Below are 23,618 nucleotides of genomic sequence, written 5' to 3'. Positions count from 1 at the left end.
CTATGCTTCCCCCTTCCTTCTCTCCCGACGCCATCACCATCCTCGCGCCCGGCACGGTAGCCAACGTGGTCTGCGGCTTCGACGTGCTCGGCTTCGCCCTCAGCCAGCCCTACGACACGATGACGATGCGCCTGACGGCGCAGCGCGGCATCATCATCATCATCAACCGCGACGACTACAACCTGCCCACCGAGCCCGCGCGCAACGTGGCTGGCGCGGCCCTGCTGGCGCTGCTGAAGGCCGTGCCGGAAGAGGTCGGGTTTGAGGTGGAAATTGCCAAGGGAATCAAGCCCGGCAGCGGCATCGGCAGCAGCGCCGCCAGCGCGGCGGGGGCCGTGGTGGGCGCCAACCACCTGCTGGGCCACCGGTTTTCGCCCGCCGAGCTGGTTGAGTTTGCCACCTACGGCGAGGAAGTAGCCTCCGGGGTGCGCCACGCCGACAACATCGCGCCCGCCATCTACGGCGGCGTCACCCTGATCCGCTCTACCACCCCGCTCGACATCATCCCGATTCCGGCCCCGCTGCTCTACGTGACGGTGGTCCACCCCCAGATTGAGGTAAAAACCTCCGACGCCCGCGAAATCCTGAAAAAGGAAGTGCTGCTCAGGGATGCCATTACCCAGTGGGGCAACGTGGGCGGCCTGATTGCGGGCCTGATGAAAGGCGACTACGACCTGATTGGCCGCAGCCTGGAAGACGTCATCATCGAGCCCGTGCGCAGCATCCTGATTCCGTGCTTCGCCGCGGTGAAGGCCCAGAGCCTGGCGGCCGGGGCCCTGGGCGGCGGCATTTCCGGCTCGGGGCCCTCCATCTTCATGCTGAGCCGCGACGAGGCCACAGCCCACCGCGTGGCCGCCGCCATGCGCGCCATCTACACCGGCGCCGGCATCGACTTTCATACCTACGTGAGCACCATCAATCCCGACGGCGTGCGGATTCTGCCGGCGGCGGCGACCGTGCCGGCCGTAGCTTTCTAATTGCGGCGTGACGGCTCACACTGCCTCCCGATTTGCCCTCTACCATGCTCTACTACAGCCTCCGCCACCAGGCGCCGCCGGTTGACTTTCGTCAGGCTACCATTGCCGGGCAGGCCCCGGACGGCGGCCTCTACTTCCCCGAGCGTATTCCGCAGTTTTCCGCCAGGTTCCTGCGCGAGCTGAAAACCCTGGACCCGGCCACCGTTGCCTTCGAGGTGATGCGGCCTTACGTGGGTGACACACTTCCCGAGGCCGTGCTGCGCCACATCTGCGCCGAGGCGGTGGACTTCGCGTTTCCGCTGGTGGAAGTCACGGCGCGGAGCAGCGCGCTGGAGCTGTTTCACGGCCCCACGCTGGCTTTCAAGGACGTGGGGGCGCGGTTTATGAGCCGGTGCCTGGGCTACTTTTCCCGGCAGGGGCAGGCCAAAGTAACCGTGCTGGTCGCTACCTCCGGCGACACCGGCGGGGCCGTGGCCAGCGGCTTTCTGGGCGTGGAAGGCGTCGAGGTCATCATTCTCTACCCGGCGGGCAAGGTCAGCTCGGTGCAGGAGCTGCAGCTGACCACGCTGGGCCGCAATATCACGGCGCTGGAGGTGCAGGGCACGTTCGACGACTGCCAGCGGCTGGTGAAGCAGGCCTTCGGGGATGCCGAGCTGGGCCGCCGCTACTTCCTCACGTCGGCTAATTCCATCAACGTGGCCCGCTGGCTGCCCCAGCAGCTGTACTACTGCTTTGCCTGGCAGCAGTGGCCCCACGCCGGGCCGCCGGTTTTCGCGGTGCCCAGCGGCAATTTCGGCAACCTCTGCGCCGGGCTGCTGGCCTACGCGTCGGGGCTGCCGGCCCAGCATTTCCTGGCCGCCTGCAATGCCAACGACGCCGTGCCGGAGTACCTGCGCAGCGGCCGCTTCCTCCCGCAGGAGGCCGTGGCCACCATTTCCAACGCCATGGACGTAGGCAACCCGAGCAACTTCGTGCGCATCCTGGAGCTGTTCGGCCAGGAGTTTGAGGCAATGCAACGGCGCATCAGCGGCTATACCGTGTCGGATACCCGGACGGCGGCCGCTATCCGGGCCGTGTATGAGCAGCACGGGTACCTGCTCGACCCGCACGGCGCGGTGGCCTATGAGGCCCTGCAGCAGTATCTGGCCCACCACCCGGCGGCGCACGGTATTTTCCTCGCCACGGCCCACCCGGTGAAGTTCTACGACGTGGTGGAGCCCATTATCGGAACCCGGGTGCCGGTGCCGGAAGCGCTGGGCGACCTGCTGACGCGGGAAAAACAAAGCGTGGTGCTGCCGGCGACCTTCGCGGCGCTGCAGCAGTATCTGCTGGCCCGATAACCGGCGGGCCCGGCGGCGGGTTTACCTTTGACTTCTGCTTTCACTGCGTCGGGCCCCACTGGGGTAAGGCGGTTTTTTTTCTGCTGCGTATGCGTTTTGTCGTTCGTGCTACCGGGGTTGTTGCGGGGCTGGGGTTGTTGCTGTCTGCCTGCCGTCCCGACCAGATTGAGCACATCCGCAACGGGAAGCAGATTGCCACCACCCTCGAAAACATGACGGTGAAGCGCATCCTGCCCGCCGGCCTGCTCCGCGCCGCCCGCTGGGCCGGCGACTCGCTCACCCGCTCCGCCGATCAGGAGCTGCGCCGCCAGCTCGCGGCCCGGCTGTCGGCCGGTGGCGTGGCCGCGGCGCTGCCCGTCTGCCGCCCCGAAGGCTACGCCACCACCGACTCCCTGGCCCGCATCTTCCGGGCCGTGCCGCGCCGCCTGAGCCGCCGGCCGCGCAACCCGCAGAACCAGGCCCCGCTCACTGCCGCCGACCTCCGCCCCGATACGGCCACGGCCCACCTCGTACGGCGGATCGACGCCGAAACCTTCGTCTACCAGCGCCCCATCACCCTCACCGACGCCCAGTGCCTGCGCTGCCACGGTACCGTGGGCCGGGACGTTGCCGCGGCCGACTACGCCCTGATCAAGCAGCAATACCCCGCCGACCAGGCCACCGGCTACCGCCTCGGCGACGCTATGGGCGTGTGGCAGGTGCGCCTGCACCGCGACGGCGTGGCCGAGCTGTACACGATGAAAACCCGCAAGGTGATGAAGAAGCGCAAGCCGCTGTTTTAACCCGTCAGCAGCCCGGCGCCGTAACCCTGGGCTACCTTTTGCGGTTTGCCAAGGCATGACTGCTACCGATCCTGCTTCGCCCAAACCAATCATCATTATCGGGGCCGGCATGGCGGGCCTGGCCTGTGCCAGCTACCTGCACCGCGCCGGCCGCACCGTGCTGGTGCTCGAAGCCGATGATGCCGTCGGCGGCCGGGTGCGCACCGACGTGACGCCCGACGGCTTCCGCCTCGACCGGGGCTTCCAGGTGCTGCTCACCAAGTACCCCGAGGTGCAGCGCCTGCTCGACTACGGCGCCCTGCAGCTGCGCGCCTTCCGTTCCGGCGCGGTGATCCGGCTGGAAGACGGGCGCGAAACGACGCTGCAGAACCCGCTCCAACAGCCTTTGGCGGCCTTTACGGCCCTCACCTCTTCCATCGGCACGCTGGCCGACAAGCTTCGGATTCTGAGCTTCGTGCAGCAGATTCAGCGCCAGACCAGCGCCCAGCTGCTGGCGCACCCGTCTACCGATACGCTTACCTTTCTGCGCAGCTACGGCTGGAGTGAGCAGATCATCAACCGCTTCTTCCGCCCGTTCTTCGGGGGCGTGTTTCTGGACCGGGAGCTGACCACGGCCAGTAACTTCTTCGAATTCGTGTTTCAGCAATTCGTGCGGGGCGAGGCGACCGTGCCCGCCCTGGGTATGCAGCAGATTCCCGAGCAGCTGGCCGCCCGCCTCCCCACCGGCGCGGTACGCCTTGGCACCAGGGTGGCAGCTATAGAAGGCCAAACCGTCCGCCTGGCGGACGGGGAAACGCTGGAAGCAGCCGCCGTGGTAGTGGCCGTGGATGGCGAAGCCGCCGCCCGCCTGCTGCCCACGCTCCGGCAGCCGGTGCCAACTGCCTGGCGGCGCACTACCTGCACCTATTTCGCCGCCGACCACTCGCCGGGCCGCGCCGACCAGCTGCTGCGCCTGAACGCCGCCCCGGACAGCCTGGCCCACAACGTGGCCTTTCCCAGCGACGTGGCCCCGGCGTATGCCCCCGCGGGCCGCACCCTGATTTCGGTCAGCACCCACGGCTCCCAGACCATGACGGAGCAAGAGCTGACGGCCCGCCTGCGCGGGGAGCTGACGGCGTGGTTTGGGCCCGCTGCGGCGCACTGGCAGCACCTGCGCACCTACCACATTCCGCACGCGCTGCCCACCTACGCCGCCGGCCAGCCGGTGCAGCAGCCCCTGCAGCTGGGCGAGGGGCTCTACCGCTGCGGCGACTACACGGCATACCCGTCTCTGAACGCCGCCGTGGCTTCCGGCCGGGAAGTGGCCGAGCTGCTGTTGGGGTAAAAACGCGGGCCCGGTGAAGCTCCCTCCACCGGGCCCGCGTTTATATGACCAGTTCCACGAACACCGGGCAATGGTCGGAGTGCACCGCATCGGTCATATGCCCCGCCGCCTTGATGCGGGGCTGCAGACCGGCATCAACCAGCAGGTGGTCGAGGCGCCAGCCCACGTTGCGGGCCCGGGCGCCGGAGCGGAACGTCCACCAGGAGTAATGGCCGGACGCGTCGCCGTGGTGGTGGCGGAAGGCGTCGGTGAAGCCATCGGCCAGAAAGTCGGCAAACCAGGCCCGCTCCGCGGGGGTAAAGCCGGGGCTGTTCTGGTTGGTTTTGGCGTTGTGCAGGTCGATGTCGCGCTGGCAGCAGTTGAAGTCGCCGCCGATAACCAGCCCCGGCAGCGTGGCGCGCAGGGTGCGCACGTACTCGCGGAAGAAGCGTAGCCACTCCAGCTTAAAGGCCTGCCGCTCGTCGCCGCTCGTGCCCGAGGGCATGTAGGTATTCAGCACCGAGAAATCCTCAAAATCCAGGCGCAGCACCCGGCCTTCCAGATCGTAGCACTCGGTTCCGCAGCCAACCACCACGGCCTTGGGCGGCTGCTTGCTGAAGATGGCCACGCCGCTGTAGCCGGGCTTGTGCGCCGGATGCAGGTAGGCCCGGTAGCCCAGCGCCTCAAACTCCGACACGTCCAGCGGCTCCCGGCCCGCCTTGATTTCCTGCAGGCACAGCACGTCGGGGTCGGCTTCCCGGACCCAGTCGAGCAGCCCTTTGCTCAAAGCCGAGCGCAGGCCGTTGACGTTGTAGGTAATGATTTTCAAAGCCGGGTTTTTTTGTCAGCCGTCATGCTGAGCGTAGTGCAACGGAGCCGAAGCATCGCCACCGCTTCGTCGCAACAACGTTGATTACTATGGTGGTAGAGATACTTCGGCAAGCAGACGCCAGATGGAGCATGACTCACGCCGACATACGGCTTACTCTTCCTTCATGAAGGCGTCAAAATACTCCAGGATATGCCATTTCAGCATCCGCTCCTGCTCTTTCAGGTTGGCAAAGGGAACGGGGCGCACGAGCTGGTAGTGGGGCCAGCCGTCGGCGTCCACACTGGCCAGGGCGTAGTGGCCCGACAAACTGAACAGGCGGCAGGTGGCAATGTGCATCAGATCCTGCTTCTGCTCCTTGGTGAAAGGGCCGGCGCCCTGCCCCAGCTCCTGCACGCCGATGAGCAGCAGCAGCGCGTTGAGGTCGGGCTTTTTGCCGAAGCGCTCCTTCAGCTGGTTCATCAGCTCCCACCAGCGGGCCTCAAACTGGGCTTCGCTCTCGTCGATGTGGAGCTGGCTCATACCTCGTGGTGGTGTTCGGGCGCGGGCGCGGTGGCTTCGTCCTTCAGGATTTCCCAGTATTCCACCGCCCGCCGGAAGTGCGGAATCACGATGCTGCCGCCGATGAGGTTGGCAATGGCAAACACCTCGTAAATCTCCTCGTCGGTGAGCTTTTCCTCGAAGCACTTGCCCAGGTGGTACTTGATGCAGTCGTCGCAGCGCAACACCATGGAGCAGGCCAGGCCCAGCATCTCCTTGGTCTTTACGTCCACGGCCCCGGCCTGGTAGGTGTTGGTATCGAGGTTGAAGAAGCGCTTGATGACCTTGTTGTCGGCCGCCAGGATCTTCTCGTTCATGCGCTGGCGGTACTCGTTGAATTCAGTGACCTGGGACATTTGCTGCTGATTTTGATAAGAGGAATGAGCCAACGAGCTGGCTTGCGGCGCGGCCGGCTGTTTCAGGGGCCGGACCAGACTCAATCTGCTGGAGCAGACCGGCGTGGGGAAGTCGCGTTAAAACCTTAAAATTAAGGAGAAGTTCCGCTCCGTCTTACCGGCGTCCTCGTTTGGGGGGCCATTCTACCTAGTGCATATCCTTATTCGCTTCATTCCTATGGTCTTACTATTCCTGCTTTATGCGTATTCCGACCGCGCTTGCCGACTTTGTAGCCCTGATTTTTCCGCGTACCTGTCTGGCCTGCGTCGAGCCGCTGGCCCGTGGGGAAGACCATATCTGCACCGGCTGCCGGGCTCGGCTGCCCTACACCGACTACCATAAGCTGCCCGAAAAGGAAAACCCGCTGGCCCGCCGCTTCTGGGGCAAGCTGCCCGTGCGCCACGCCCTGAGCTACCTGCGCTTTCTGCGCCACGGCCGCGTGCAGCACCTGCTGCACCAGCTCAAATACCAGGGTCAGCGCGACGTAGGCCTGGTGCTGGGCCGCTGGTACGGGGCCGAGCTGACCAGCCACGGCCTCGCCGCCGACTTCGACCTGATCGTGCCCGTGCCGCTGCACCGAACCAAGCTGGCCAGGCGGGGCTTCAACCAGTCCGACACCTTTGCCGAAGGCCTAGCGCTGGGTCTGGCAGTGCCCTGGAGTGCCCACGTCCTGCGGCGCACCGAGCACACGGCTTCCCAAACCCGAAAGAACCGCACCGAGCGGTGGCTGAACGTGGCCACAGTTTTTGAAGTAGCCGACCCGGCCGCTATCCTGGGCCGGCGCATTCTGCTGGTGGATGACGTGCTGACCACCGGGGCCACGCTCGAAGCCTGCGCGGCCGTACTGCTGGCCGCGGGCTGCCGCGACGTCAGCATTGCCACCATCGCCTGCGCCGAGCATTAAGGCGACTGGTGCAACGGCGGAAAAAGAAGAAGCCCGAGCTGCGGACAGCTCGGGCTTCTTTAAAATTCTAACGCGTCAGCCTACTTGTTCGAGCCGGCGTTGATCATGGCGCAGCGGAAGCCGATGGCAGCCGTAGCCGAATCCTCGGCCATAAAGCGGCGCGTACCGGGCGACAGCCAGTAGGCTACGTCGCGCCACGAGCCACCTTTGTAGACGCGGACATGGTCATCGATGAGCGACTGGTAGCCCTTCTTGTCGTACTTCTCGGCCGGGTCCAGGTAGCCATTCCGACGGAAGGGGTTGAGATCTTCCACGTCGTCGAATGAGAGCGGACGGTAGATGTCCTGTACCCATTCGTTTACGTTGCCGGCCATGTTGTAGAGGCCGTAGTCGTTTGGTGGGTAAGCGTAGATGTATTCCGTAATCATGGCGCCGTCGTTCAGGCTACCGGCAATACCGGCATAGTCACCGCGGCCACGCTTGAAGTTGGCCAGGAACGTGCCCATGCTCTTACCGTAGGGGTTACGGACCTGACGGCCATCCCAGGGGTAGATGCGCTTGTTTTCCTGGTTTTCGTTACCCGCTTCCTGGGTGCCGATGAGGGCCTGGGCAGCGTACTCCCACTCAGCCTCGGTGGGCAGGCGGTAGTTGGGCAGCGTATTGCCGTTTTCGATGGAGATTTTAGCCTTGCCATCACCGTCGGTGCCTTCCGCCGCGTCACCGTCCTTCTTCTTTTTCTTGAAGAGGCCACCGCCGCCACCGCTGCTGCTGCTGCCGTCGTCACCGTCCGATGCCAGCTTCTCGTTCACCTTGGCCGTACGCCAGGTGCAATAGTCATTGGCCTGCAGCCAGCTCACGCCCACCACGGGGAAGTAGCGGAAGCCGGGGTAGCGCAGGTAGTAATCCACGTAGGGGTCGTTGAACGACAGCTCCCGCGCCCACACCGTCGTGTCGGGCAGTGCCGACTGGTAGAATTCCTCGGAGGAGTCCTTGCGGGCGTAGTGCAGGTATTCGAGCCAGTGAATGTTGGCTACTTCGGCTTCGTCCATGTAGAACGAGGCAATGGTCACGGTACGCTCGATGTTGTCGTGCGTCATCGTGACGTCCTCCTCCTGGGAGCCCAGCACCGTGCGGCCGCCTTCGATGAAGATCAGACCGGGGCCTTCGGGAATGCCCTGGTAGTCGGCCACCTTCATGCCTTCCTCAGTGTTGTACTCCAGGCCCGTGGTCGAGCTGTACTTACCAGGTTTGGTTGCCGTTGGCGGGCCACCCTTACACGAAGCCAGCGCGCAGGCTGCTCCTACGACCGCAAAACGCAGGTACTTGGAAAAATTCATGATCAAGTTGAAACTACCTGAGAGAAAATGATTTATAGAAGGCAATTCGGATGCAAGTATACGGAAATTTAGAAGGCCGGGCAAGGAATTGATGGGTAATTCCTGCGTTTTAACCGGCGCCAGGCCGCTTCCAGCGAGTCGAACTGCCGCACGCTGAGGGATACTTCGTGGGCGCCGCCCAGCTCGGCGCTCAGCTGCGTCAGGCTGATGTCGTAGCTGTAGCCCAGCCGCAGCGGCCCGGCCGTCAGCCCGGCCAGGGCCGTCAGCACCTGCTGGGGGCTGCGCGAGCCGGGCAGCGGTATGCCCCGGTACACGAGGCCTACCGTCAGGGGCGTGACGGTGCCGTACAAGCCGACCTCAGCCCGCTGGGAGGCGCCTTGGCGGGTGTAGCTCACGGTGGGAGAAAGGCTGACTTCGCGGTACACTTGCTTGCTGGTGGCTTTGACGAAGAAATGCTTGAGGCCGCCGTTAAAGTTCAAGCGCATAGGCAGTTTCGTCTGCGTGACGAAGCCCAGATCCGGCTGGTTGACGTGGTGGGCCGCCACGCCCGCCCAGAAGTTGTCGTTGTAGAGGATAAATCCCGTGCCCAGACTCAGGTAGCTTACGGGCTTGAAATCCAGTATCTCGGCCGACGGCCCACCAATGGTGCCGTCGTCGGCCAGCTGGTCGCCGAAGAGGAGGTTGCCGTAGCTGATGCGCTGGTTGCCGTAGCTAGCCTGCACGCCGCCACTGAGGCTGAGGTGCTCTGCCAGCCGGGCATGATAGGCGTAGATGCCGCCCACCTCCAGGCGGGTGTAGCCGATTGCACCGCTGCGGTCAGTGTTCAGCAGCAGCCCCACGGCGCTGCTCTGGTCGGCGAAGCGGTAGTCGGCGGCCAGCTGCCCGGTCTGGAAGGTGCCGGCCAGGGTAGGAAACTGGTTGCGGTAGCTGAGCGTGATGCTATAGTCGTCGAGCAGGCCGGCAAAGGCGGGGTTAGCGTGCAGGCGCGCGGCGTAGGGCTGGGCAAAGTACAAATCCTGGCCCTGCGCGGCCTCGGGCGCGGCCCAGCTCAGCCCCAGCGCCAGCGCTGCCGCCGCCGGCCAGCAGCCGGGGCGGCGGCACGGCGAGCGAAGCACAAGAACATCAGGCGGATAAGGAAGCATAAGCGGACGGGTAACGCCGCCCCCGGCTGGTTTGGTACACCGGGGGCTGCCAACGTCGGAACTAAAATGCCGATTTCCTTCCTATTTATAAACCGGCCGCTTCCTTTTCGCCGCTAACCCGGTAGTACCACGCAGCCGGGACCGGCGTTATAAGGGCCGGCCGGTGGTGCTTCGCCCGATATCTATTCTACTTTTGCCGGGCGGGCCGGGCTTTGAAGCAGGAGCTGCCGGCGCGGCTTTCTTTTCGCCTTACTCTTTCCAACGATGCGCAAATTCTTTTTCGGCCTGCTGATTTTTCTGGTGGTCTTGGTAGCTGCCGTGGCCCTGACCCCGGTTTTGTTCAAAGACAAGATCAAGCAGCAGCTCGACAAGCAGCTGGCCCAGCGGGTGGCAGCCAGGGTCGAATACGACCCCGCCAACGTGAGCCTGAGCCTGTTCAGCACCTTTCCCGACCTGGCCTTGCGCATCGACCAGCTGCGGGTGGTCGGCGTCGATTCTTTTTCGCGCGACACGCTGGCTTACCTGCCCTCCTTCCGCGTGGGCCTCGACCTGATGAGCGTCATCAAGGGCGAGCAAATCAAGATTAAATCCATTCAACTCGACCAGCCCGACCTGAGCTTGAAAGTGCTGAAGAGCGGCCGGGCCAACTGGGACATTATGATTTCGGACTCGGCCGCGGCGGCCAAGGGCCAGGATACGAGCCAGGTCAGCCTGGCCATCAAGGGCTGGGAAATCAAGAACGGCAAGCTGCGCTACGAGGACCGCACCCTGCCGTTTGCCATGCAGGCACGGGGCGTAAATCACACCGGCGCCGGCGACTTTGAGCAGAACGTGTTCGACATGGTCAGCCAGACCACGGCCGAAAGCTTTACCATGAACTACGCCGGCGTGGACTACATCAGCAACAAGAAGCTGGACGCCGACGTGACCGTGGCCATGGACCTGGGCAAGATGCTCTTCACCTTCAAGGATAACAAGGTGAAGCTGAACGACTTTTCCGCCACCTTCCAGGGCAGCGTGGGGCTGCCCAACGCCACCGACATCACCTACGACCTGACCTTCAAGGCCCTGGAAACCGACTTCAAAACCATCCTGAGTCTGGTGCCCGGGGTGTATACCGCCCAGTTCAAGGACGTGGAAGCCGACGGAAAAGTGGCCTTCGACGGCTACCTGAAAGGCGTGCAGAACGAGCTGCGTCTGCCCGGCTACGGCGTGAACCTGCAGATCAGCAACGGTATGTTTCACTACCCGCAGCTGCCCCAGGCGGCCCGCAACATCAACGTGGACCTGAACGTGGACAACCCTTCGGGCTTTACCAACAACGTGAAGGTGAACGTGAAGCGGTTTCACCTCGACCTGGGCAAGAACCCCGTGGATGGCAACGTGATTATCGACGGGCTGGAGCCGATGAAGGTGGATGGCCGGGTGAAAGCCAACGTGGACCTGGCCGAGATGCTGAAGGTGTACCCGGTGCCGGATATGGTGCTGCGCGGCCTGCTGTTTGTGGATGCCACGGCCAAGGGCACGTATTCGAAAACCCAGATGCCGGTGGTGAATGCCAAGCTGAACCTGACCAACGGCTACGTGAAGAGCAAGCAGTTTCCGGCCCCCATCGAGAACCTGACCCTGAACGGCACGGTCGTCAACACCACCGGGCAGGTAAACGATACCCGCATCGACATCCCGCAGTTCCGCATGCGGCTCGACGGCGAGCCGCTGGAAGGCCGCGTGGCGGTGCAGAACATCAACAAGCCCGTGTTTGACGCCAACGTGAAGGGCGTGGTCGACCTGACCAAAATCACCAAGATCTTCCCGCTCGACGGCATGACGGTGACGGGCCGCCTGAACGGCAACGTGGCCGCCAAGGGCCGGATGGCCGACATCGAGGCCGGGCGCTACCAGAGCGTGGTGGCCTCGGGCACGGTGCAGGCCCAGAACGTAACGTATAAGAGTGCCGACCTGCCCCAGGGCCTGAAGGTGACCCGGGCCACGGCCACGTTCAACAACGACCAGATTGTGCTGCAGAACCTGGCCGGGTTCGTGGGCTCCTCCGACATTGCTGCCTCGGGCACCATCTCCAACTACATGGGCTACCTGTTTACGCCCGGTCAGCCCCTGCGGGGTAACCTGACGGTCAACTCCCAGCGCTTCAACGTGAACGAGTGGATGGTCGACGAGGTATCGGCCAAGCCCACGCCGGGGGCCACCGCGGCGACCAGGGCTCCGGCCGCTGCCACCAAGGCCGACGGCGTGCTGCAGATTCCCAAGTTCTTCGACCTGACGCTGAACAGCACCGTGGGCCAGGTGGTGTACGACAACCTCAAGCTCGACAACGTGAAGGGCGTGGTGACCGTGCGCGACGAAACGGCCAAGCTCAGCAACCTGACGTTCAACACCCTCGGCGGCGCCTTTGCCACCAACGGCTCGTACAGCAGCAAGAACCTGGCGCACCCCAAGTTCGACTTCGGGCTCAACATCAGGAACCTGAACTTCCAGAATGCCTTTACCGCCTTCAACTCCATCAAAACCCTGATACCCCTGGCCAAGAACCTGGAAGGCATCTTCTCCACCAACTTCAGCGTGAGCGGGGAAATGGGCCCCGACATGATGCCCAACTATAGCACCCTCACCGGCAAGGGTCTGTTTGAGGTGGTGCGGGCCGTGGTCGGCAACTCCGACGTGCTCACCAAAATCAGCACCCTGACCCAGTTTCAGGAGCTGAAAAGCTTTGCCGTCAACAACAAGGACGTGGCCGCCGAAATCATTAACGGCAACTTCATCGTGAAGCCTTTCGACCTGACGGTGGGTCAGATCAAGATGACCGTGGGCGGCTCCAACAACATCAGCAGCGGCGGCCTGCAGTACGTGACGGCGCTGGACGTGCCGACCGGCAAGGTGGGCAACGCCCTGAACGGCCAGCTTACCCGCCTCACCGGTGTAAAGGACATCAAAGGCACGGAGCGCGTGACGCTGGGCCTCAACATCGGCGGCACCGTCAGCAACCCTATCGTGAAGCTGACCACCGGCGGGGTCAAAACCCAGGCCAAGGACGTCGCCAAGAGCCTGGTGACGAGCGTAGTGCAAAGCCAGGTCGACAACGCCAAGCTCAAGCTGGCCGCCAAAACCCAGGTAGCCCAGGACAGCCTGCAGCGGGAGCTGCAGCGCAAGCAGCAGGAACTGACCAACAAGGCCCAGCTGGAAATTGAGAAGCGCCGGCTGGAAGCCCAGGCCAAGCTCAAAGCCCAGGCGGCCCAGGGGTTGGGCAACTTATTCGGGGGCAAAAAGAAAGCCCCGGTCAAGACGCCGGAGCCCGTACCCACGGACACCTCAAAATCCGGGCAATAGTATTAAAGCAAGCCAGCAGGCTAAAAAGTGGCCGAATAATTGCTCAAAACGAGGAGGTGCCGCCGGCCTACGCGCGGCACCTCTTTTGTTTCACCCATTTTCAGCCCGGTATGAAATTCAACCGCTTCCTTTCTTTTGCCGCCCTAGCAGCTTTGGCCCTCACCGGTTGCAGCAAGGACAGCGACTCTGCCTCTGCCAACTCCTCGAAGCTGGAAGTGCGCCTGACCGACGCGCCCGGCGACTTCCGCAGCGTTACGCTGGATGTGCGCCAGGTTGAGGTTCACCTCAAGGATGAGGCTCAGGCCGACGGCTGGCAGTTTCTGAGCTTCACTCCCCAGATGGTTGACATCCTGAACTACGTCAACGGCAAGTCGGCCCTGCTGGTCAGCACTGATTTCGCACCCGGCGACATCAAGGAAATTCGCCTGATTCTGGGTCCCAACAGTACCGTTACGGGCAACGACGGCTTCGTCTACGATCTGAAAACGCCGAGCGGACAGAGCTCCGGCGTTAAGCTCAAGCTCGATAAAGTGACGCTACGCCCCAACGAGACCTTCCAGCTTCTGCTCGACTTCGATGTGGCTAAGTCCATCAAGGAGCGCGGCAACTGGGATAAGAACAAGAAAAAGGAGGAGCGCTACATCCTGAAGCCGGTTATCCGCCTCATCAGCCAGGAAATAGCCGGGGTCCTGTTCGGACAAGTGACGCCCGCTGCCGCTCTACCCCAAATCCTGGCCATTCGCTCCTCCCTCACCCCAGCCGACACCTTCAGCACTTTCGCGGATGCCAGCGGTGCCTTCCGCCTGCAGGGCCTGCCCTCCGGCACCTACCGCGTCGAGTTTTACCCTACCACAACGGCTCCGGCTGGGCAGCCTGCCTACCGCAGCATGACCCTGACCGGTAAAACTGTGACGAATAACCAAGCCACTGATCTGCAAGTAACCCGGCTCGACTAGCCGGGTTTGTGGTCAGCAGCACTGCAGAACGGCTTGGCGTCAGCGCCAAGCCGTTCTTTCTGTAGCTACCGTGAGCCTGGATTACGGGCCCGGAATACCGGGCCCGTTTCCATTACCTTACTGGACTGAGCAACAAGTTTGTATCTGCAGATATTTTTTATTTAATATTGCAACATGATTGGAATTTTCTAATTTTAACCCAGCAAAATCTACTTCTACCTCCCTACTGCACTCTGCCCATGAAAAATCATCTACTGCTTGCGAGCCTGCTTGGAACAGGCCTGTTTTTTACCGGCTGTCAGAAAGCCCTCGACGACGTTGCTGTTCAATCCGTTGCGAGTGTTGCCGATGGCAAGAAGGTGCCGACTTCCTATCAGGCGGTCAACATTGACCTGATAAGGGTCGAAGTGAGCCAGGATAATAACGATAACACCAGCAACTGGACGACGCTGGCCGGCGTGCAGCCCGGTTTGCGCGACTTACTTCAGACGGGGAGTTCTAACTCTCCCTTGCTTACGAGCAGTGGGTTTCAAACCGGTACGGTTAAGCAGCTACGATTGGTACTGGGAGCAGGCAGTACTATCGTACTAGCCAATGGTCAGGTTTTACCACTTGACACCCCCAGCGGCCAAACGTCCGGACTGAAGGTGAAAGTAAACCAAGCTACCTCCAGTGGAGTGCCTTACTCCGTTCTGATTGCCATTGATGCCGACCGTCAAGTGGTAGCCCGTGGGAATGGCACTTATGGCCTGAAACCGGTTCTCGACGGAACCCTGATAATAGGAGCCGGCCGGGAGCGGAACAGCGGACAGTAGTTCCCTCCTCCTTCCCGGGCTTTAAGAGGCCGCTTCTCCATCCTGAGAGGCGGCCTCTTGCTTTTGCGGCAGTTGCCCTAGCAAAACCAGCAATTCCCCCTGGGTGGTCTGGGTTTTGTCGTGGGCGTACCAGCCGTGCACCTGCTCGGCGTATTCTTCGTGCGTGGCCCCCTGGGCCTTCAGGTCGAGCAGCAGCTTCTGGGCGGGGGCGGGGCGCGGGCCCCAGTGGGTAATTTCCGCCCGGGTGGCCGGGTCGAGTACTACCAGCTTGGGAATAGCGCGGGCCCCGTTGGTGAGGTAGGCATCCATCAGGGCCGGGTGCTCGTCGCGCAGCAGATAATGGGTCGTGATTTTGCCGCCCGAGGCCTGGGCTATGGCCTCCAGCACGGGCACGATCTGCGAGGCGTCGCCGCACCAGCCTTCCGTGATGATCAGCCAGCGGTACGACCTGGTCAGCGCGGCCAGCGCGCTTTGCACGGCGGGCAGCAGCCGCACGGTTTTGTCGAGGCGGCGCATCCGCTGCACGTTCAGCCGGGTATAGTCGGTCAGCTCGGCCGACTGCTGGGGGCCGGTGGTTTTGTCCGCGGCCAGCAGCTCATCAATCAGCTGACGGTAGGCGGCGTAGGAATAGGCCGAAGCCAGCTGGGCGGAGGTGATGACCGGCAAGAAAGCAGAAGAAGTCATGAAGCGGGAAAACGGGGGATTCAACGCCCTGTTAACCCCAAAAACCCCGGCCGGGTTGCGCCGGCCGGGGTTTGCACTGCTTTTGGCGGCCTGCTTACAGGCTCACCGTTTCGCGGCCCGCCGCCGACAGCTCCCGGCAGTAGGTGATGTAGTCGGTGTTGATGGGCTCCAGGCCCGCTTCGCGCAGCTTGGTGGCTACCTGCCCGCGGTGGTAGTTGCCGTGAATGGGCAGGTGGGTAAAGATGTCGGATACCTGGCTGGTGAAAGACTCGCCGGCGGAATTGGTGTAGCTGATCTGGCGGTGCAGCTCCATGTCATCGGCTTCGGCGGCCATGCGGTACACCCGGGCCGTGGACTGCTCGTGCCAGTAGTGCAGCCCGGCCAGGTCGTGCTCCTGCCATACTTTTACCGGGCTCGGCGTAGTGGTGAGGCGGCCAATCCAGATGGACTGGGCATTGAAGATATGGCTGAACAGGCGCAGCACGCTGGCCGGAACAGCGGCGCCGCCGGCCACCAGGCCGTCGAGGTGGCGCAGCAGCGTTTCATTGGCCCACACGTTGTAGGCCCCTAGTTTTTCAATGGTGTTAATCATGTTGCGGGGTAGGCTGATTCTGGGGGATGCTGGTAGGGTAAGTGCGACGAGGCCGATTTGTTGGCGGGCAGCCCGGAATTTGGCCGTGCGCTTTGCCCGGTAGCCCCCTATTGGCGGGGGTCCTGCCAGACCAGCATTTCGGAGGAGCGGTTCTTGACAAAGTCGGTGCACTGGCCGTCGCCGCGGCCGGTGAGGCCGCCGTCGGGGTGGCAGAGCACTTTGCCCTTCCGGTCGTAGATGGTGCTGAACTGGTCGCAGCAGGGCGCCGTTTCGAAGTACACCAGCTGGTCGTTGTACTGGTAGCGGTAGATGTGGACCGGCGGGTTCTGCTTTTTCTCGGCCAGGTGGTTCTGAATGCGGGTTTCCAGCCACAGCGGCCGGGCCGTGGTGTCGAAGGCCGTGGCGCGGTTGCGGGTCAGGTCGGTGGTGTTGGCACTGGTGGGGTTGGGCGTATCGGTACCGCTCACGCTGCCCGAAACCGGGGCATCGGTGGGCGTGGTGACGGCCACCCCGCTCTGGCAGGCACCAGTGAGCAACAGAGCGGCCGCAGTGACGGCGAAAAGCAGGGACGGGCGCATGGCAGTGAGATTAAGGGGGCGAAAGTAGTGAACGGACGCCAAAGGCCGGGGTTGCCTCCGCCCTTCCGCTCAGGCACCCAGCCACCGCGCCCACAGCGGCGGCCCGAATACCAGCAGCCCCACCACCAGCGCGCCCAGGGCTACCACCAGCACGGCCCCGGCCGCCACGTCCTTGGCCTTGCCCGCCAGGGCGTGGTATTCCGGCGAAACCAGGTCCGTCAGCGCCTCCACGGCCGTATTCAGCAGCTCGGCGCCCCACACCGCCCCGATGGCCAGCGCCACCAGGGCCCACTCCAGCCGCGGGATGCCCAGGTACCAGCCCAGCCCCACTGCCCCGGCCGCCGCCGCCGCGTGAAAGCGCAGGTGCACTTCCGAGCCCAGGGCCGCGCCCACGCCCCGGAAGGCGTAGCCGAAGCTGGCCAGGCGGCGGCGCAGCAGACCGGGGCGGGCTGCGGGCTTAGCCACGGGCGTCGAATTCGCGGAACACGCCCTGGCGCAGCGCGTCCCACTCGGGCCGCAGGATGCTGTAGTACACCGAGTCGCGGCGGCGGCCGGTGGGCAGCACCAGGTGGCTGCGCAGAACGCCTTCCTCGGTGGCGCCCATGCGCCGCATGGCTTCCCGCGACTTCAGGTTCAGCGCGTCGGCCTTCAGCTCTACCCGCTCGCAGCCCAGCTCGCCAAAGGCGTACTTGAGCAGCAGGTGCTTGGCCGCCCGGTTGAGCCCGGTGCGCTGAAACTCGCGGCCCACCCAGGTCCACCCGATTTCCAGGCGCCGGTCGGGCATCGAAAAGCTGCCGTAGCTGGTGCTGCCCACCACGCGCCCGGTGGCCCGGTCGATGATGGCGAAGGCGTAGCGGGTGCCCTGGGCGCGGTCGTGCCCGGCTTTATTCAGATAAGCCGCCAGCCCCAACGCATCAGTTGGGGTGGGCAGCGAGCTGAACTGCCACAGCTCCGCATCAAAGATAACGCGCTTGAGGTCTTCGAAGTCGGTGGGCTCCAGCGGGCGCAGGCGGACGCGGGAGTTTTCGAGGGTGATGCAGCGGGAGCAGTCCATGGGGCGCTAAGGGCTGGCTAATAGAAAGGCTTCAGCAAGGAAAAGCAAGAACGTCATTCCGAGCTTGTCGAGGAATCGCGCGTGCTGATGTTGTAATGGTATTAATTACCATTGCACGCGAGATTCCTCGGCTTCGCTCGGAATGACGTTCTTATCCTATTACTTCTTTATCTCGCCCACCATGTCCTCGGGCTTGAGCCACTCGTTGAACTGCTCCTCGGTGAGGTAGCCGAGCTGGAGCGCCGTTTCCTTGAGCGTCGAGCCGTTTTTGTGGGCCGTCTGGGCAATTTCGGCGGCTTTGTAGTAGCCAATGTGGGGGTTCAGGGCCGTGACCAGCATCAGACTGCTGTCGACGTGCTTTTTGATGTTGGCTTCGATGGGCTGGATGCCTTCGGCGCACCGGTCGTTGAACGACACGCACACGTCGCCGATGAGGCGGGCCGAGTGCAGGAAGTTGTAGATCATGACCGGCTTGAACACGTTCAGCTCGAAGTGCCCGCTCATGCCGCCGATGTTGATGGCCACGTCGTTGCCCATTACCTGGGCCGCCACCATCGTCATGGCCTCGCACTGGGTGGGGTTCACCTTGCCGGGCATGATGCTGGAGCCGGGCTCGTTGTCCGGGATGTGCAGCTCGCCGATGCCGGCGCGCGGGCCCGAGGCCAGCAGGCGGATGTCGTTGGCAATCTTCATCAGCGAAGCCGCCACCGTCTTCAGCGCGCCGTGCGACTCGACGATGGCGTCGTGGGCGGCCAGGGCCTCAAACTTGTTTTCGGCCGTGATGAAGGGCAGGCCGGTGAGGTCGGCAATGTGCCGGGCCACGTTCTCGGAGTAGCCGGCCGGGGTGTTGATGCCGGTGCCCACGGCGGTGCCGCCCAGGGCCAGCTCGCTCAGGTGGGCCAGCGTGTGCTTGATGGCGCGCAGGCCGTGGTCGAGCTGCGACACGTAGCCCGAAAACTCCTGGCCCACGGTCAGCGGCGTGGCGTCCATCAGGTGGGTGCGCCCGATCTTGACCACGTGCATAAACTCCTCGCTCTTGCGCTTGAGCGTGTCGCGCAGCTTCTCCAGGCCGGGCATGGTCACTTCCACCAGGATCTTATAGGCGGCAATGTGCATGGCCGTCGGAAACGTGTCGTTGGAGCTCTGGCTCTTGTTCACGTCGTCGTTGGGGGCCAGCACCTTCTTCTCGTCACTGAGGCTGCCGCCCTGCAGCACGTGGCCGCGGTAGGCAATGACCTCGTTCACGTTCATGTTGCTCTGCGTGCCCGAGCCCGTCTGCCACACCACCAGCGGAAACTCCTGGTCGAGCTGGCCGGCCAGGATTTCGTCGGCCACGCGCCCAATGAGCTCCGCCTTTTCGGCCGTCAGGATGCCCGCGTCGCGGTTGGTGAGGGCGGCGGCTTTCTTGAGGATGGCAAAGGCGCGGATGATTTCCCTGGGCATCCGGTTGATGTCCTGGGCAATCTGGAAGTTGTCGATGCTGCGCTGGGTCTGGGCGCCGAAGTAGGCGTCGGCCGGCACCTGCACGGTGCCCATAGTGTCTTTCTCGGTGCGGAACTGAGTCATGCTGCTAGTGGGTAGGGGAGAATAAGAAAGCAAGCGCGCCGCAAGCCGGCACGCGGCAAAAGTACGCAACTGCACCCCGTGCGCCACGGCTCCCCCAAAATTCTGCCCTCGGCCGCCCTTCGGCCGCGGGGCTGCGTATAGCCCGGTACCTAACCAGCTGTTCTCCGCCATGAAAAAGACCTTCGAAGACGAATCCGACGCCCTGTCGGCCCACCCCACCCAGCCGACCACCGCCCAGCCCGCCGCCACCACTACCCCGGCAGCCACCGGGGAAACCCCGGTGCCCGTAGCCGGCAACGGCGCGCCCGACTACAGTAAGGTCGCAATCAAGACCGAGCCCGAGCTGCCCCGGGAAGTAGAGCCCGGCGGCAGCGCCACCGAGCCCGAAAGCGGGGGCGGCTACAGCGGCTAGCTGCTGAGTACGCCCCTGAAACAGGCCCGGCCGACCACTACTGGTCGGCCGGGCCTGTTTCAGGGAGACGGCGGCATCAAAAGCCCACGGATATTTCCACCACCTGGTCGGCGCGGCGGCCGTTGGCGGCGCCGGGCTGCCAGGCAGGGCCTTCGCAGAGCAGGCGGATGGCCTCCGCGTCGTAGTCGGCGCGCATGCTGCGCACCACCCGGAAGTTTTCCAGCTGGCCGGCAGCCGTCACCGTGAACGTCAGGTGCACGTAGCCGCTCAGCCCTTTAGCCGGCGCTTCAGGAATGAAGTTCACTTCGCGGTGCAGATAGTCGCGCAGGCCGCGGTAGCCCCCCACCGGCTGCGGACTGATGGTAACGGCCGGCGGCAGGTTCGCCTTGCGGGCCGCGCCGCTTTCCCGGGCCACAACTTTCGCCTCGGCCCGGCCGACAGTCCCCGCCGCGGCCCCGGCGCTGCTGTCGGGTGCTACGGGCGCGGCGGCGGCGCGGGCGGCCACCGGAGCTGGCGCGGCTGCTAGTCCTTCTTTCTCAGTCAGGCCGGCGGGCCGGGGCGCTTCGGCCAGCACCACGGCCACGTCAGCGCTGGTAGCAGCGGGCTCGGCTACGGCGGGTGTACGGGCCGGGCGGCGCGCCCGGGAGCGGGCGGCCACCGTCGGGGCCGGGCGGGCAGACGCGGGCGCCGCGGCCGCCGTCATCGTTTCAGCGGCCGGCGCGGCCGCTATCGGGGCCGATAATGGGGCCGTCGCCGCCGGGGCCGCGCGGCTGGCCGCCGCTGCCGGCGCGGTGGCGGCTACTTCCGGCTGGCTGGCCTGCCGGCTACCGGGGTGCAACCCCAGCCAGGCGGCGGTACTCAGCACCAGCAGCAACAGGACAGCCGCCACGGCCCGCCAGGCGACCACGCCCCGGGCCGGCTCGGCTTCCCGGGCCAGGCGCTGGTGCAGGCGGGTGCGCAGCGCGGCCAGGGCCGCGTCGGTGGTGGGGGCGTCGGTGGCGGCCAGGCCGTCGAGTACGTCGGCGCAGCAGGGGCAGCTCAGGGTATGGGCCTCGATGCGGTGCTGCTCGGCCGCGGGCAGCGTGCCGGCCACGTACTGCCGCAGCAGGGGCAGCGGCAGGTGCCCGGCCGCATCGGCGGCAGGCAGCTGGGGAGGCACGGGAGGCAGGTTAGCGGGCCGCATTGGCGTTGGAGCTGGAGCTGGGACTGGGACTGGAAGTCGGGGCAGAGTCGAAGTAGCGCTTCAGGCTGCGCTTGCCGTTTTGCAGATGGCTTTTTACGAGGCCCGGGGCGAAGCCGGTTTCCTGGGCAATGGTGCGGTAGCACTTCTTTTCGAGGTAAAACAGCTCCAGGCAGCGGCGCTGGGCGGGAGGCAGCCCGGCCAGGGCGTGTTCCAGGGCCTGGAGGCGGGCTTCGGTGAGTTCCTGTTCTTCGGCATCTTCCCCCAGATGCGCCGACCCCGCCGATTCCACACCGGCGGCATCGGGAAACTGCACCAGGATGGGCCCGCTCTCCGGCCCGGCCCGCTGCCGGCTGCGCAACAGCATCAGGCAGTGGTTGCGGGCCGTGGCGTGCAGCCAGGCCGGGAAGTTGTCGACTTCGTGGCGGCGCAGCGTGTCGAGCAGCTTTTCAAACAGCTGCATCACGGCATCCTGAGCGTCTTCGTCGGGGCGCAGGTACCTGCGGCAGATGGCAAACACCGCGGACATGTGGCGCTCGTAGAGCACGCCCAGGTCGGCCACCGCGCCCTGCTGGCGGTAGCGGGTGAGCAGCTCCGCATCGGAAAGCTCAGTGGGCGACGGAGGACGGCGGGAGAAAAACATGCAGCAGGCAGCCAGGTGGCGCCTCAAGATACAGCATCGGCCGCGGCTGCGCGAATACCGGCTCCGGCCCTGTTGCTCCCGGCAGCGTCATCCTCCGGCAGTACCGTCCTCAGGTGGCGTCGTTTGCCGGTGATATCGTCCTCCGGCAGTGCCGTCCTCGGGTAGCGTCGTCCCTCGGTAGTACCCTTCCCCGGCACTGTCATGCCTGCTCTGGTGGTAGCGGGCTAGCGCCGCGCGGCCCCCAGGCGCGCTGATGCGACTCGGAGCCGCGATGTTGCGGCAAAAAGGTGCTATGGCGCGGCTCGGAGTCGCAATGTTGCGGCAAAAAGGTGCGAGTTCCCACCTCGGCGCCGCGACCTCGCGGCTCCGAGGCGGGAGGGACGATGACGTAGCCAACTAGTGGTACAAAGAAGACTTCCGCAGCTAGGTTTATAGTCGAAGCGGCCTTGGGTGATGCGCACCGTATCGCAGCCGGTCTGCACCAGCTTGGCCTCGAAGGCGCCGGCGATGATGCCTGCTTGTAAGTCCAGACGTGTGATTTTAAGTGTGCCAGAGCAATAGTAGCCGGTGTTCTTGTAACGATACTCACCACAAATGCCTTGTCTATTTGCATCCATATAGCTTAATCCAGCAGTGCCTGTTTTATTAATAAGACTTGTTCCCAAATAGTACTTTTGGGGATGCTTGATGTGCACACGATTACGGGTGATCGGCAAATGCGGGCGCTGACGGGGTTGGATTTGGCCACTTTTTGCGCCTTGGCTGAACCGTTTGCGGCGAGTTGCCAAGCGGAGGCCGATGCGCGCTTTTCGGTGCAGCAGCCGCGCCAACGTCGGGCCGGTGGAGGGCGCAAAGGCGTGCTGGCCAGCCCGGAACAGAAGTTATTCTTCCTGCTATTTTACTTGAAAACGTATCCGACCTTTGACGTACTCGGGGCCAGCTTTGGCTTGCCGCGCTCCAAAGCCTGCGAACACGCGCATCAGCTGGCCAAGGCCCTGGAGCGCTGCTTGCGCACGCTGGGCGTGCTGCCGGCGCGGACTGTTGACTCGCTGGCGCAGATGCAGGCCGTGTTTGCCGACGTGCCGGTGCTGTTGCTCGATGCCACGGAGCGCCCCTACCGCCGGGCGTCCGCCGCCGTAGACCGACCGGCGGACTATTCGGGTAAAAAAAAGGCCCACTCGTAAAAACACGCTCATCGCCGACCCCGCCCGCTACATCCATTACCTGGGGCCGACCACCTGCGGGGCCACGCACGACTACCAGATGCTCAAAAACGAGTTGGACGTCAATCTGGGCCTGTTGGATCTGTTCACCTTGCTGGCCGATTTGGGGTATCTGGGAGTAGTCCGCGACTACGACGTGCCCGCCAAGAGCCTGCCCCATCGCAAGCCCCGACGCAGCAAAAACAACCCGCTTACGGTCTTGGCCGAGGCGCAGCGTGCCGACAACTGCATCCACGCTCGCCGCCGCGTGAAAGTGGAACACGCCATTAGCGGAGCCAAACGCCTGGGCTGCGTCACGCAAGCCTACCGCAACAAGTCCTTGGCGTTCAACGACCGGGTGATGGCCTTGGCTTGTGGTATCTGGAATTGGCATCTGACCAAAAAGTGAGAAGCTATTTGGGAACAGCTCTATAAACTACCGCCCGCCGTGCCCGGGTCGTAGGTCAGGCGAAAGTTGGAGGTGCCATTATTCCCATTGGGAATCCAGACCTGCCCATCAACGAGGCAGCCGAAGATGTGGCGGCCCTCCTGAGTGGCTGCGGGCAGCTGGTCTTCGGGCGTGGGGACTTTCTTTTTACACTGGCTCAGGCCCAGCACGGCCACAAGGAGGAAGAAGAATAGGAGGGGTTTCATGGGGCGGGGAGTAGCGGGCGTGGCCCGAAGCAACGGCCGCGGCGGCCGAAGCGCAAACCAGAAAGCGGGGTTATCAGACCTGGGGCCGGGCGCCTTCCGCGGCTAAAAAGCATACTGAGACCATCCAGGCGGCGAATAAAGCCCGGTATCCCAGACTTCGGGCGCCGGCAAAAAAATAATCCGCGCCGGCCGTGTGGAATCCCCGCGCCGGGCGCATCAGTCTGCTGAACCCACCACCGAAAGCCCTTCCTGATGCCCCAGCTGCCCGCTCCCGTCCGCCCCGTCCGCCCCGGCCCACCGCCCCGCCGCCCCGGCCCCGGTCCGCCGTGCCCCGGCGGCAAAAAGCTTTTCTGCCGCCGGGGCTGACAACCAATCCGGGGCGGGGTG

Annotated in this window: 26 protein-coding genes; 11 read left to right on the top strand and 15 right to left on the bottom strand. The window is 64.1% G+C overall.

Annotated features, from left to right (window positions below; all coding sequences use genetic code 11):
- The first annotated feature begins 2 nt into the window (after window positions 1–2).
- From ABD842_RS11760 to ABD842_RS11745, 4 genes are all read left to right on the top strand, one after another.
- Window positions 3–977 carry a homoserine kinase gene (locus ABD842_RS11760; RefSeq protein ID WP_345113843.1) on the top strand — a complete coding sequence of 325 codons (975 nt, stop codon included), beginning with the start codon at window positions 3–5 and terminating at the stop codon, window positions 975–977.
- Between the two features lie 44 nt (window positions 978–1,021).
- Window positions 1,022–2,317: a threonine synthase gene (gene thrC / locus ABD842_RS11755; RefSeq protein WP_345113840.1), complete on the top strand. Its 1,296-nt coding sequence runs from the start codon at window positions 1,022–1,024 to the stop codon at window positions 2,315–2,317.
- An 89-nt stretch (window positions 2,318–2,406) separates the two neighbouring features.
- Window positions 2,407–3,099 (top strand): c-type heme family protein, encoded by a 693-nt coding sequence (locus tag ABD842_RS11750; protein WP_345113837.1) that lies wholly within the window; start codon window positions 2,407–2,409, stop codon window positions 3,097–3,099.
- A 55-nt stretch (window positions 3,100–3,154) separates the two neighbouring features.
- Window positions 3,155–4,423, top strand: coding sequence for a protoporphyrinogen/coproporphyrinogen oxidase (locus ABD842_RS11745; RefSeq protein WP_345113834.1), 1,269 nt, complete (start codon window positions 3,155–3,157; stop codon window positions 4,421–4,423).
- 40 nt (window positions 4,424–4,463) lie between these two features.
- On the opposite strand, the gene ABD842_RS11740 is transcribed toward ABD842_RS11745, so the two are convergent.
- The 3 genes from ABD842_RS11740 to ABD842_RS11730 all read right to left on the bottom strand — a co-directional run bounded on the left by ABD842_RS11740 (window position 4,464) and on the right by ABD842_RS11730 (window position 6,127).
- Window positions 4,464–5,231: an exodeoxyribonuclease III gene (locus ABD842_RS11740; protein ID WP_345113831.1), complete on the bottom strand. Its 768-nt coding sequence runs from the start codon at window positions 5,229–5,231 to the stop codon at window positions 4,464–4,466.
- Window positions 5,232–5,384: 153 nt separating this feature from the next.
- A complete protein-coding gene (locus tag ABD842_RS11735; protein WP_345113828.1) occupies window positions 5,385–5,753 on the bottom strand; it encodes a hypothetical protein in 369 nt (122 codons plus the stop codon).
- Window positions 5,750–6,127, bottom strand: a complete 378-nt coding sequence (locus ABD842_RS11730) for a carboxymuconolactone decarboxylase family protein (RefSeq protein ID WP_345113825.1) — start codon at window positions 6,125–6,127, stop codon at window positions 5,750–5,752. The genes ABD842_RS11735 and ABD842_RS11730 overlap by 4 nt, the downstream gene beginning before the upstream one ends.
- Window positions 6,128–6,366: 239 nt before the next feature.
- Between ABD842_RS11730 and ABD842_RS11725 the strand changes: the two genes are divergently transcribed.
- Window positions 6,367–7,071, top strand: coding sequence for a ComF family protein (locus ABD842_RS11725; protein ID WP_345113822.1), 705 nt, complete (start codon window positions 6,367–6,369; stop codon window positions 7,069–7,071).
- An 80-nt stretch (window positions 7,072–7,151) separates the two neighbouring features.
- Here ABD842_RS11725 and ABD842_RS11720 read toward each other — a convergent pair whose 3' ends face one another.
- Together ABD842_RS11720 and ABD842_RS11715 are read right to left on the bottom strand one after the other, a co-directional pair.
- Window positions 7,152–8,408, bottom strand: a complete 1,257-nt coding sequence (locus tag ABD842_RS11720; protein ID WP_345113820.1) for an SUMF1/EgtB/PvdO family nonheme iron enzyme — start codon at window positions 8,406–8,408, stop codon at window positions 7,152–7,154.
- A 68-nt stretch (window positions 8,409–8,476) separates the two neighbouring features.
- Window positions 8,477–9,523 (bottom strand): PorP/SprF family type IX secretion system membrane protein, encoded by a 1,047-nt coding sequence (locus tag ABD842_RS11715; protein WP_345113818.1) that lies wholly within the window; start codon window positions 9,521–9,523, stop codon window positions 8,477–8,479.
- Window positions 9,524–9,814: 291 nt separating this feature from the next.
- Here ABD842_RS11715 and ABD842_RS11710 point away from each other — a divergent pair, with 291 nt between their 5' ends.
- From ABD842_RS11710 to ABD842_RS11700, 3 genes are all read left to right on the top strand, one after another.
- Window positions 9,815–12,895, top strand: coding sequence for an AsmA family protein (locus ABD842_RS11710; RefSeq protein WP_345113815.1), 3,081 nt, complete (start codon window positions 9,815–9,817; stop codon window positions 12,893–12,895).
- Between the two features lie 110 nt (window positions 12,896–13,005).
- Window positions 13,006–13,851 (top strand): DUF4382 domain-containing protein, encoded by an 846-nt coding sequence (locus ABD842_RS11705; protein ID WP_345113813.1) that lies wholly within the window; start codon window positions 13,006–13,008, stop codon window positions 13,849–13,851.
- Between the two features lie 239 nt (window positions 13,852–14,090).
- A complete protein-coding gene (locus tag ABD842_RS11700; protein WP_345113810.1) occupies window positions 14,091–14,666 on the top strand; it encodes a DUF4382 domain-containing protein in 576 nt (191 codons plus the stop codon).
- Window positions 14,667–14,687: 21 nt separating this feature from the next.
- Here ABD842_RS11700 and ABD842_RS11695 read toward each other — a convergent pair whose 3' ends face one another.
- The 6 genes from ABD842_RS11695 to fumC all read right to left on the bottom strand — a co-directional run bounded on the left by ABD842_RS11695 (window position 14,688) and on the right by fumC (window position 19,140).
- On the bottom strand, window positions 14,688–15,350 hold the full coding sequence (locus ABD842_RS11695) for a thioredoxin family protein (protein ID WP_345113808.1): 663 nt from the start codon (window positions 15,348–15,350) through the stop codon (window positions 14,688–14,690).
- 94 nt (window positions 15,351–15,444) lie between these two features.
- Entirely contained in the window at window positions 15,445–15,942 is a 498-nt protein-coding gene (locus ABD842_RS11690) for a DinB family protein (protein ID WP_345113806.1), read from the bottom strand.
- A gap of 107 nt (window positions 15,943–16,049) precedes the next feature.
- The gene (locus ABD842_RS11685; protein WP_345113804.1) at window positions 16,050–16,520 is read right to left on the bottom strand and encodes a DUF6970 domain-containing protein; all 471 of its coding nucleotides are present in this window, start codon (window positions 16,518–16,520) and stop codon (window positions 16,050–16,052) included.
- Between the two features lie 69 nt (window positions 16,521–16,589).
- Window positions 16,590–16,985: a diacylglycerol kinase family protein gene (locus ABD842_RS11680; RefSeq protein WP_345113802.1), complete on the bottom strand. Its 396-nt coding sequence runs from the start codon at window positions 16,983–16,985 to the stop codon at window positions 16,590–16,592.
- Window positions 16,978–17,574 carry a GNAT family N-acetyltransferase gene (locus ABD842_RS11675; RefSeq protein WP_345113800.1) on the bottom strand — a complete coding sequence of 199 codons (597 nt, stop codon included), beginning with the start codon at window positions 17,572–17,574 and terminating at the stop codon, window positions 16,978–16,980. Before ABD842_RS11675 ends, ABD842_RS11680 begins: the two co-directional genes overlap by 8 nt.
- A gap of 159 nt (window positions 17,575–17,733) precedes the next feature.
- Entirely contained in the window at window positions 17,734–19,140 is a 1,407-nt protein-coding gene (gene fumC / locus ABD842_RS11670; protein WP_345113797.1) for a class II fumarate hydratase, read from the bottom strand.
- A gap of 169 nt (window positions 19,141–19,309) precedes the next feature.
- Between fumC and ABD842_RS11665 the strand changes: the two genes are divergently transcribed.
- The gene (locus tag ABD842_RS11665) at window positions 19,310–19,552 is read left to right on the top strand and encodes a hypothetical protein (protein WP_345113794.1); all 243 of its coding nucleotides are present in this window, start codon (window positions 19,310–19,312) and stop codon (window positions 19,550–19,552) included.
- 76 nt (window positions 19,553–19,628) lie between these two features.
- On the opposite strand, the gene ABD842_RS11660 is transcribed toward ABD842_RS11665, so the two are convergent.
- The 3 genes from ABD842_RS11660 to ABD842_RS21250 form a co-directional block, all read right to left on the bottom strand.
- Complete coding sequence (locus ABD842_RS11660) at window positions 19,629–20,711, bottom strand: energy transducer TonB (protein ID WP_345113791.1); 1,083 nt, start codon at window positions 20,709–20,711, stop codon at window positions 19,629–19,631.
- 10 nt (window positions 20,712–20,721) lie between these two features.
- A complete protein-coding gene (locus ABD842_RS11655; RefSeq protein ID WP_345113788.1) occupies window positions 20,722–21,375 on the bottom strand; it encodes an RNA polymerase sigma factor in 654 nt (217 codons plus the stop codon).
- Window positions 21,376–21,665: 290 nt separating this feature from the next.
- Window positions 21,666–22,070: a Riean_0653 family protein gene (locus tag ABD842_RS21250; RefSeq protein WP_486327003.1), complete on the bottom strand. Its 405-nt coding sequence runs from the start codon at window positions 22,068–22,070 to the stop codon at window positions 21,666–21,668.
- Between ABD842_RS21250 and ABD842_RS11650 the strand changes: the two genes are divergently transcribed.
- Window positions 22,056–22,559 (top strand): helix-turn-helix domain-containing protein, encoded by a 504-nt coding sequence (locus ABD842_RS11650; RefSeq protein WP_345113785.1) that lies wholly within the window; start codon window positions 22,056–22,058, stop codon window positions 22,557–22,559. The genes ABD842_RS21250 and ABD842_RS11650 overlap by 15 nt on opposite strands.
- A complete protein-coding gene (locus ABD842_RS11645) occupies window positions 22,531–22,986 on the top strand; it encodes a transposase family protein (RefSeq protein WP_345113994.1) in 456 nt (151 codons plus the stop codon). Before ABD842_RS11650 ends, ABD842_RS11645 begins: the two co-directional genes overlap by 29 nt.
- A gap of 20 nt (window positions 22,987–23,006) precedes the next feature.
- Here ABD842_RS11645 and ABD842_RS11640 read toward each other — a convergent pair whose 3' ends face one another.
- The gene (locus tag ABD842_RS11640; RefSeq protein ID WP_345113782.1) at window positions 23,007–23,231 is read right to left on the bottom strand and encodes a Riean_0653 family protein; all 225 of its coding nucleotides are present in this window, start codon (window positions 23,229–23,231) and stop codon (window positions 23,007–23,009) included.
- Between the last annotated feature and the right edge of the window lie 387 nt (window positions 23,232–23,618).

Source organism: Hymenobacter algoricola, from assembly GCF_039539525.1.
Taxonomy (GTDB): Bacteria; Bacteroidota; Bacteroidia; order Cytophagales; family Hymenobacteraceae; genus Hymenobacter; species Hymenobacter algoricola.
The sequence above is the reverse complement of the archived record's forward strand: the minus strand, read 5'-3'. Positions and strand labels throughout refer to the sequence as shown.

Excerpts from the sequence above, each read along its gene's own strand:
- ABD842_RS11705 (WP_345113813.1), top strand. The coding sequence starts at position 13,006 with ATGAAATTCAACCGCTTCCTTTCTTTTGCCGCCCTAGCAGCTTTGGCC.
- ABD842_RS11640 (WP_345113782.1), bottom strand. The coding sequence starts at position 23,231 with ATGAAACCCCTCCTATTCTTCTTCCTCCTTGTGGCCGTGCTGGGCCTG.
- ABD842_RS11760 (WP_345113843.1), top strand. The coding sequence starts at position 3 with ATGCTTCCCCCTTCCTTCTCTCCCGACGCCATCACCATCCTCGCGCCC.
- ABD842_RS11665 (WP_345113794.1), top strand. The coding sequence starts at position 19,310 with ATGAAAAAGACCTTCGAAGACGAATCCGACGCCCTGTCGGCCCACCCC.
- ABD842_RS11690 (WP_345113806.1), bottom strand. The coding sequence starts at position 15,942 with ATGATTAACACCATTGAAAAACTAGGGGCCTACAACGTGTGGGCCAAT.
- ABD842_RS11730 (WP_345113825.1), bottom strand. The coding sequence starts at position 6,127 with ATGTCCCAGGTCACTGAATTCAACGAGTACCGCCAGCGCATGAACGAG.
- ABD842_RS11685 (WP_345113804.1), bottom strand. The coding sequence starts at position 16,520 with ATGCGCCCGTCCCTGCTTTTCGCCGTCACTGCGGCCGCTCTGTTGCTC.
- ABD842_RS11675 (WP_345113800.1), bottom strand. The coding sequence starts at position 17,574 with ATGGACTGCTCCCGCTGCATCACCCTCGAAAACTCCCGCGTCCGCCTG.
- ABD842_RS11700 (WP_345113810.1), top strand. The coding sequence starts at position 14,091 with ATGAAAAATCATCTACTGCTTGCGAGCCTGCTTGGAACAGGCCTGTTT.
- fumC (WP_345113797.1), bottom strand. The coding sequence starts at position 19,140 with ATGACTCAGTTCCGCACCGAGAAAGACACTATGGGCACCGTGCAGGTG.
- thrC (WP_345113840.1), top strand. The coding sequence starts at position 1,022 with ATGCTCTACTACAGCCTCCGCCACCAGGCGCCGCCGGTTGACTTTCGT.
- ABD842_RS11750 (WP_345113837.1), top strand. The coding sequence starts at position 2,407 with ATGCGTTTTGTCGTTCGTGCTACCGGGGTTGTTGCGGGGCTGGGGTTG.
- ABD842_RS11710 (WP_345113815.1), top strand. The coding sequence starts at position 9,815 with ATGCGCAAATTCTTTTTCGGCCTGCTGATTTTTCTGGTGGTCTTGGTA.
- ABD842_RS11655 (WP_345113788.1), bottom strand. The coding sequence starts at position 21,375 with ATGTTTTTCTCCCGCCGTCCTCCGTCGCCCACTGAGCTTTCCGATGCG.
- ABD842_RS11720 (WP_345113820.1), bottom strand. The coding sequence starts at position 8,408 with ATGAATTTTTCCAAGTACCTGCGTTTTGCGGTCGTAGGAGCAGCCTGC.
- ABD842_RS11695 (WP_345113808.1), bottom strand. The coding sequence starts at position 15,350 with ATGACTTCTTCTGCTTTCTTGCCGGTCATCACCTCCGCCCAGCTGGCT.
- ABD842_RS11725 (WP_345113822.1), top strand. The coding sequence starts at position 6,367 with ATGCGTATTCCGACCGCGCTTGCCGACTTTGTAGCCCTGATTTTTCCG.
- ABD842_RS11745 (WP_345113834.1), top strand. The coding sequence starts at position 3,155 with ATGACTGCTACCGATCCTGCTTCGCCCAAACCAATCATCATTATCGGG.
- ABD842_RS11735 (WP_345113828.1), bottom strand. The coding sequence starts at position 5,753 with ATGAGCCAGCTCCACATCGACGAGAGCGAAGCCCAGTTTGAGGCCCGC.
- ABD842_RS11650 (WP_345113785.1), top strand. The coding sequence starts at position 22,056 with ATGCTTGATGTGCACACGATTACGGGTGATCGGCAAATGCGGGCGCTG.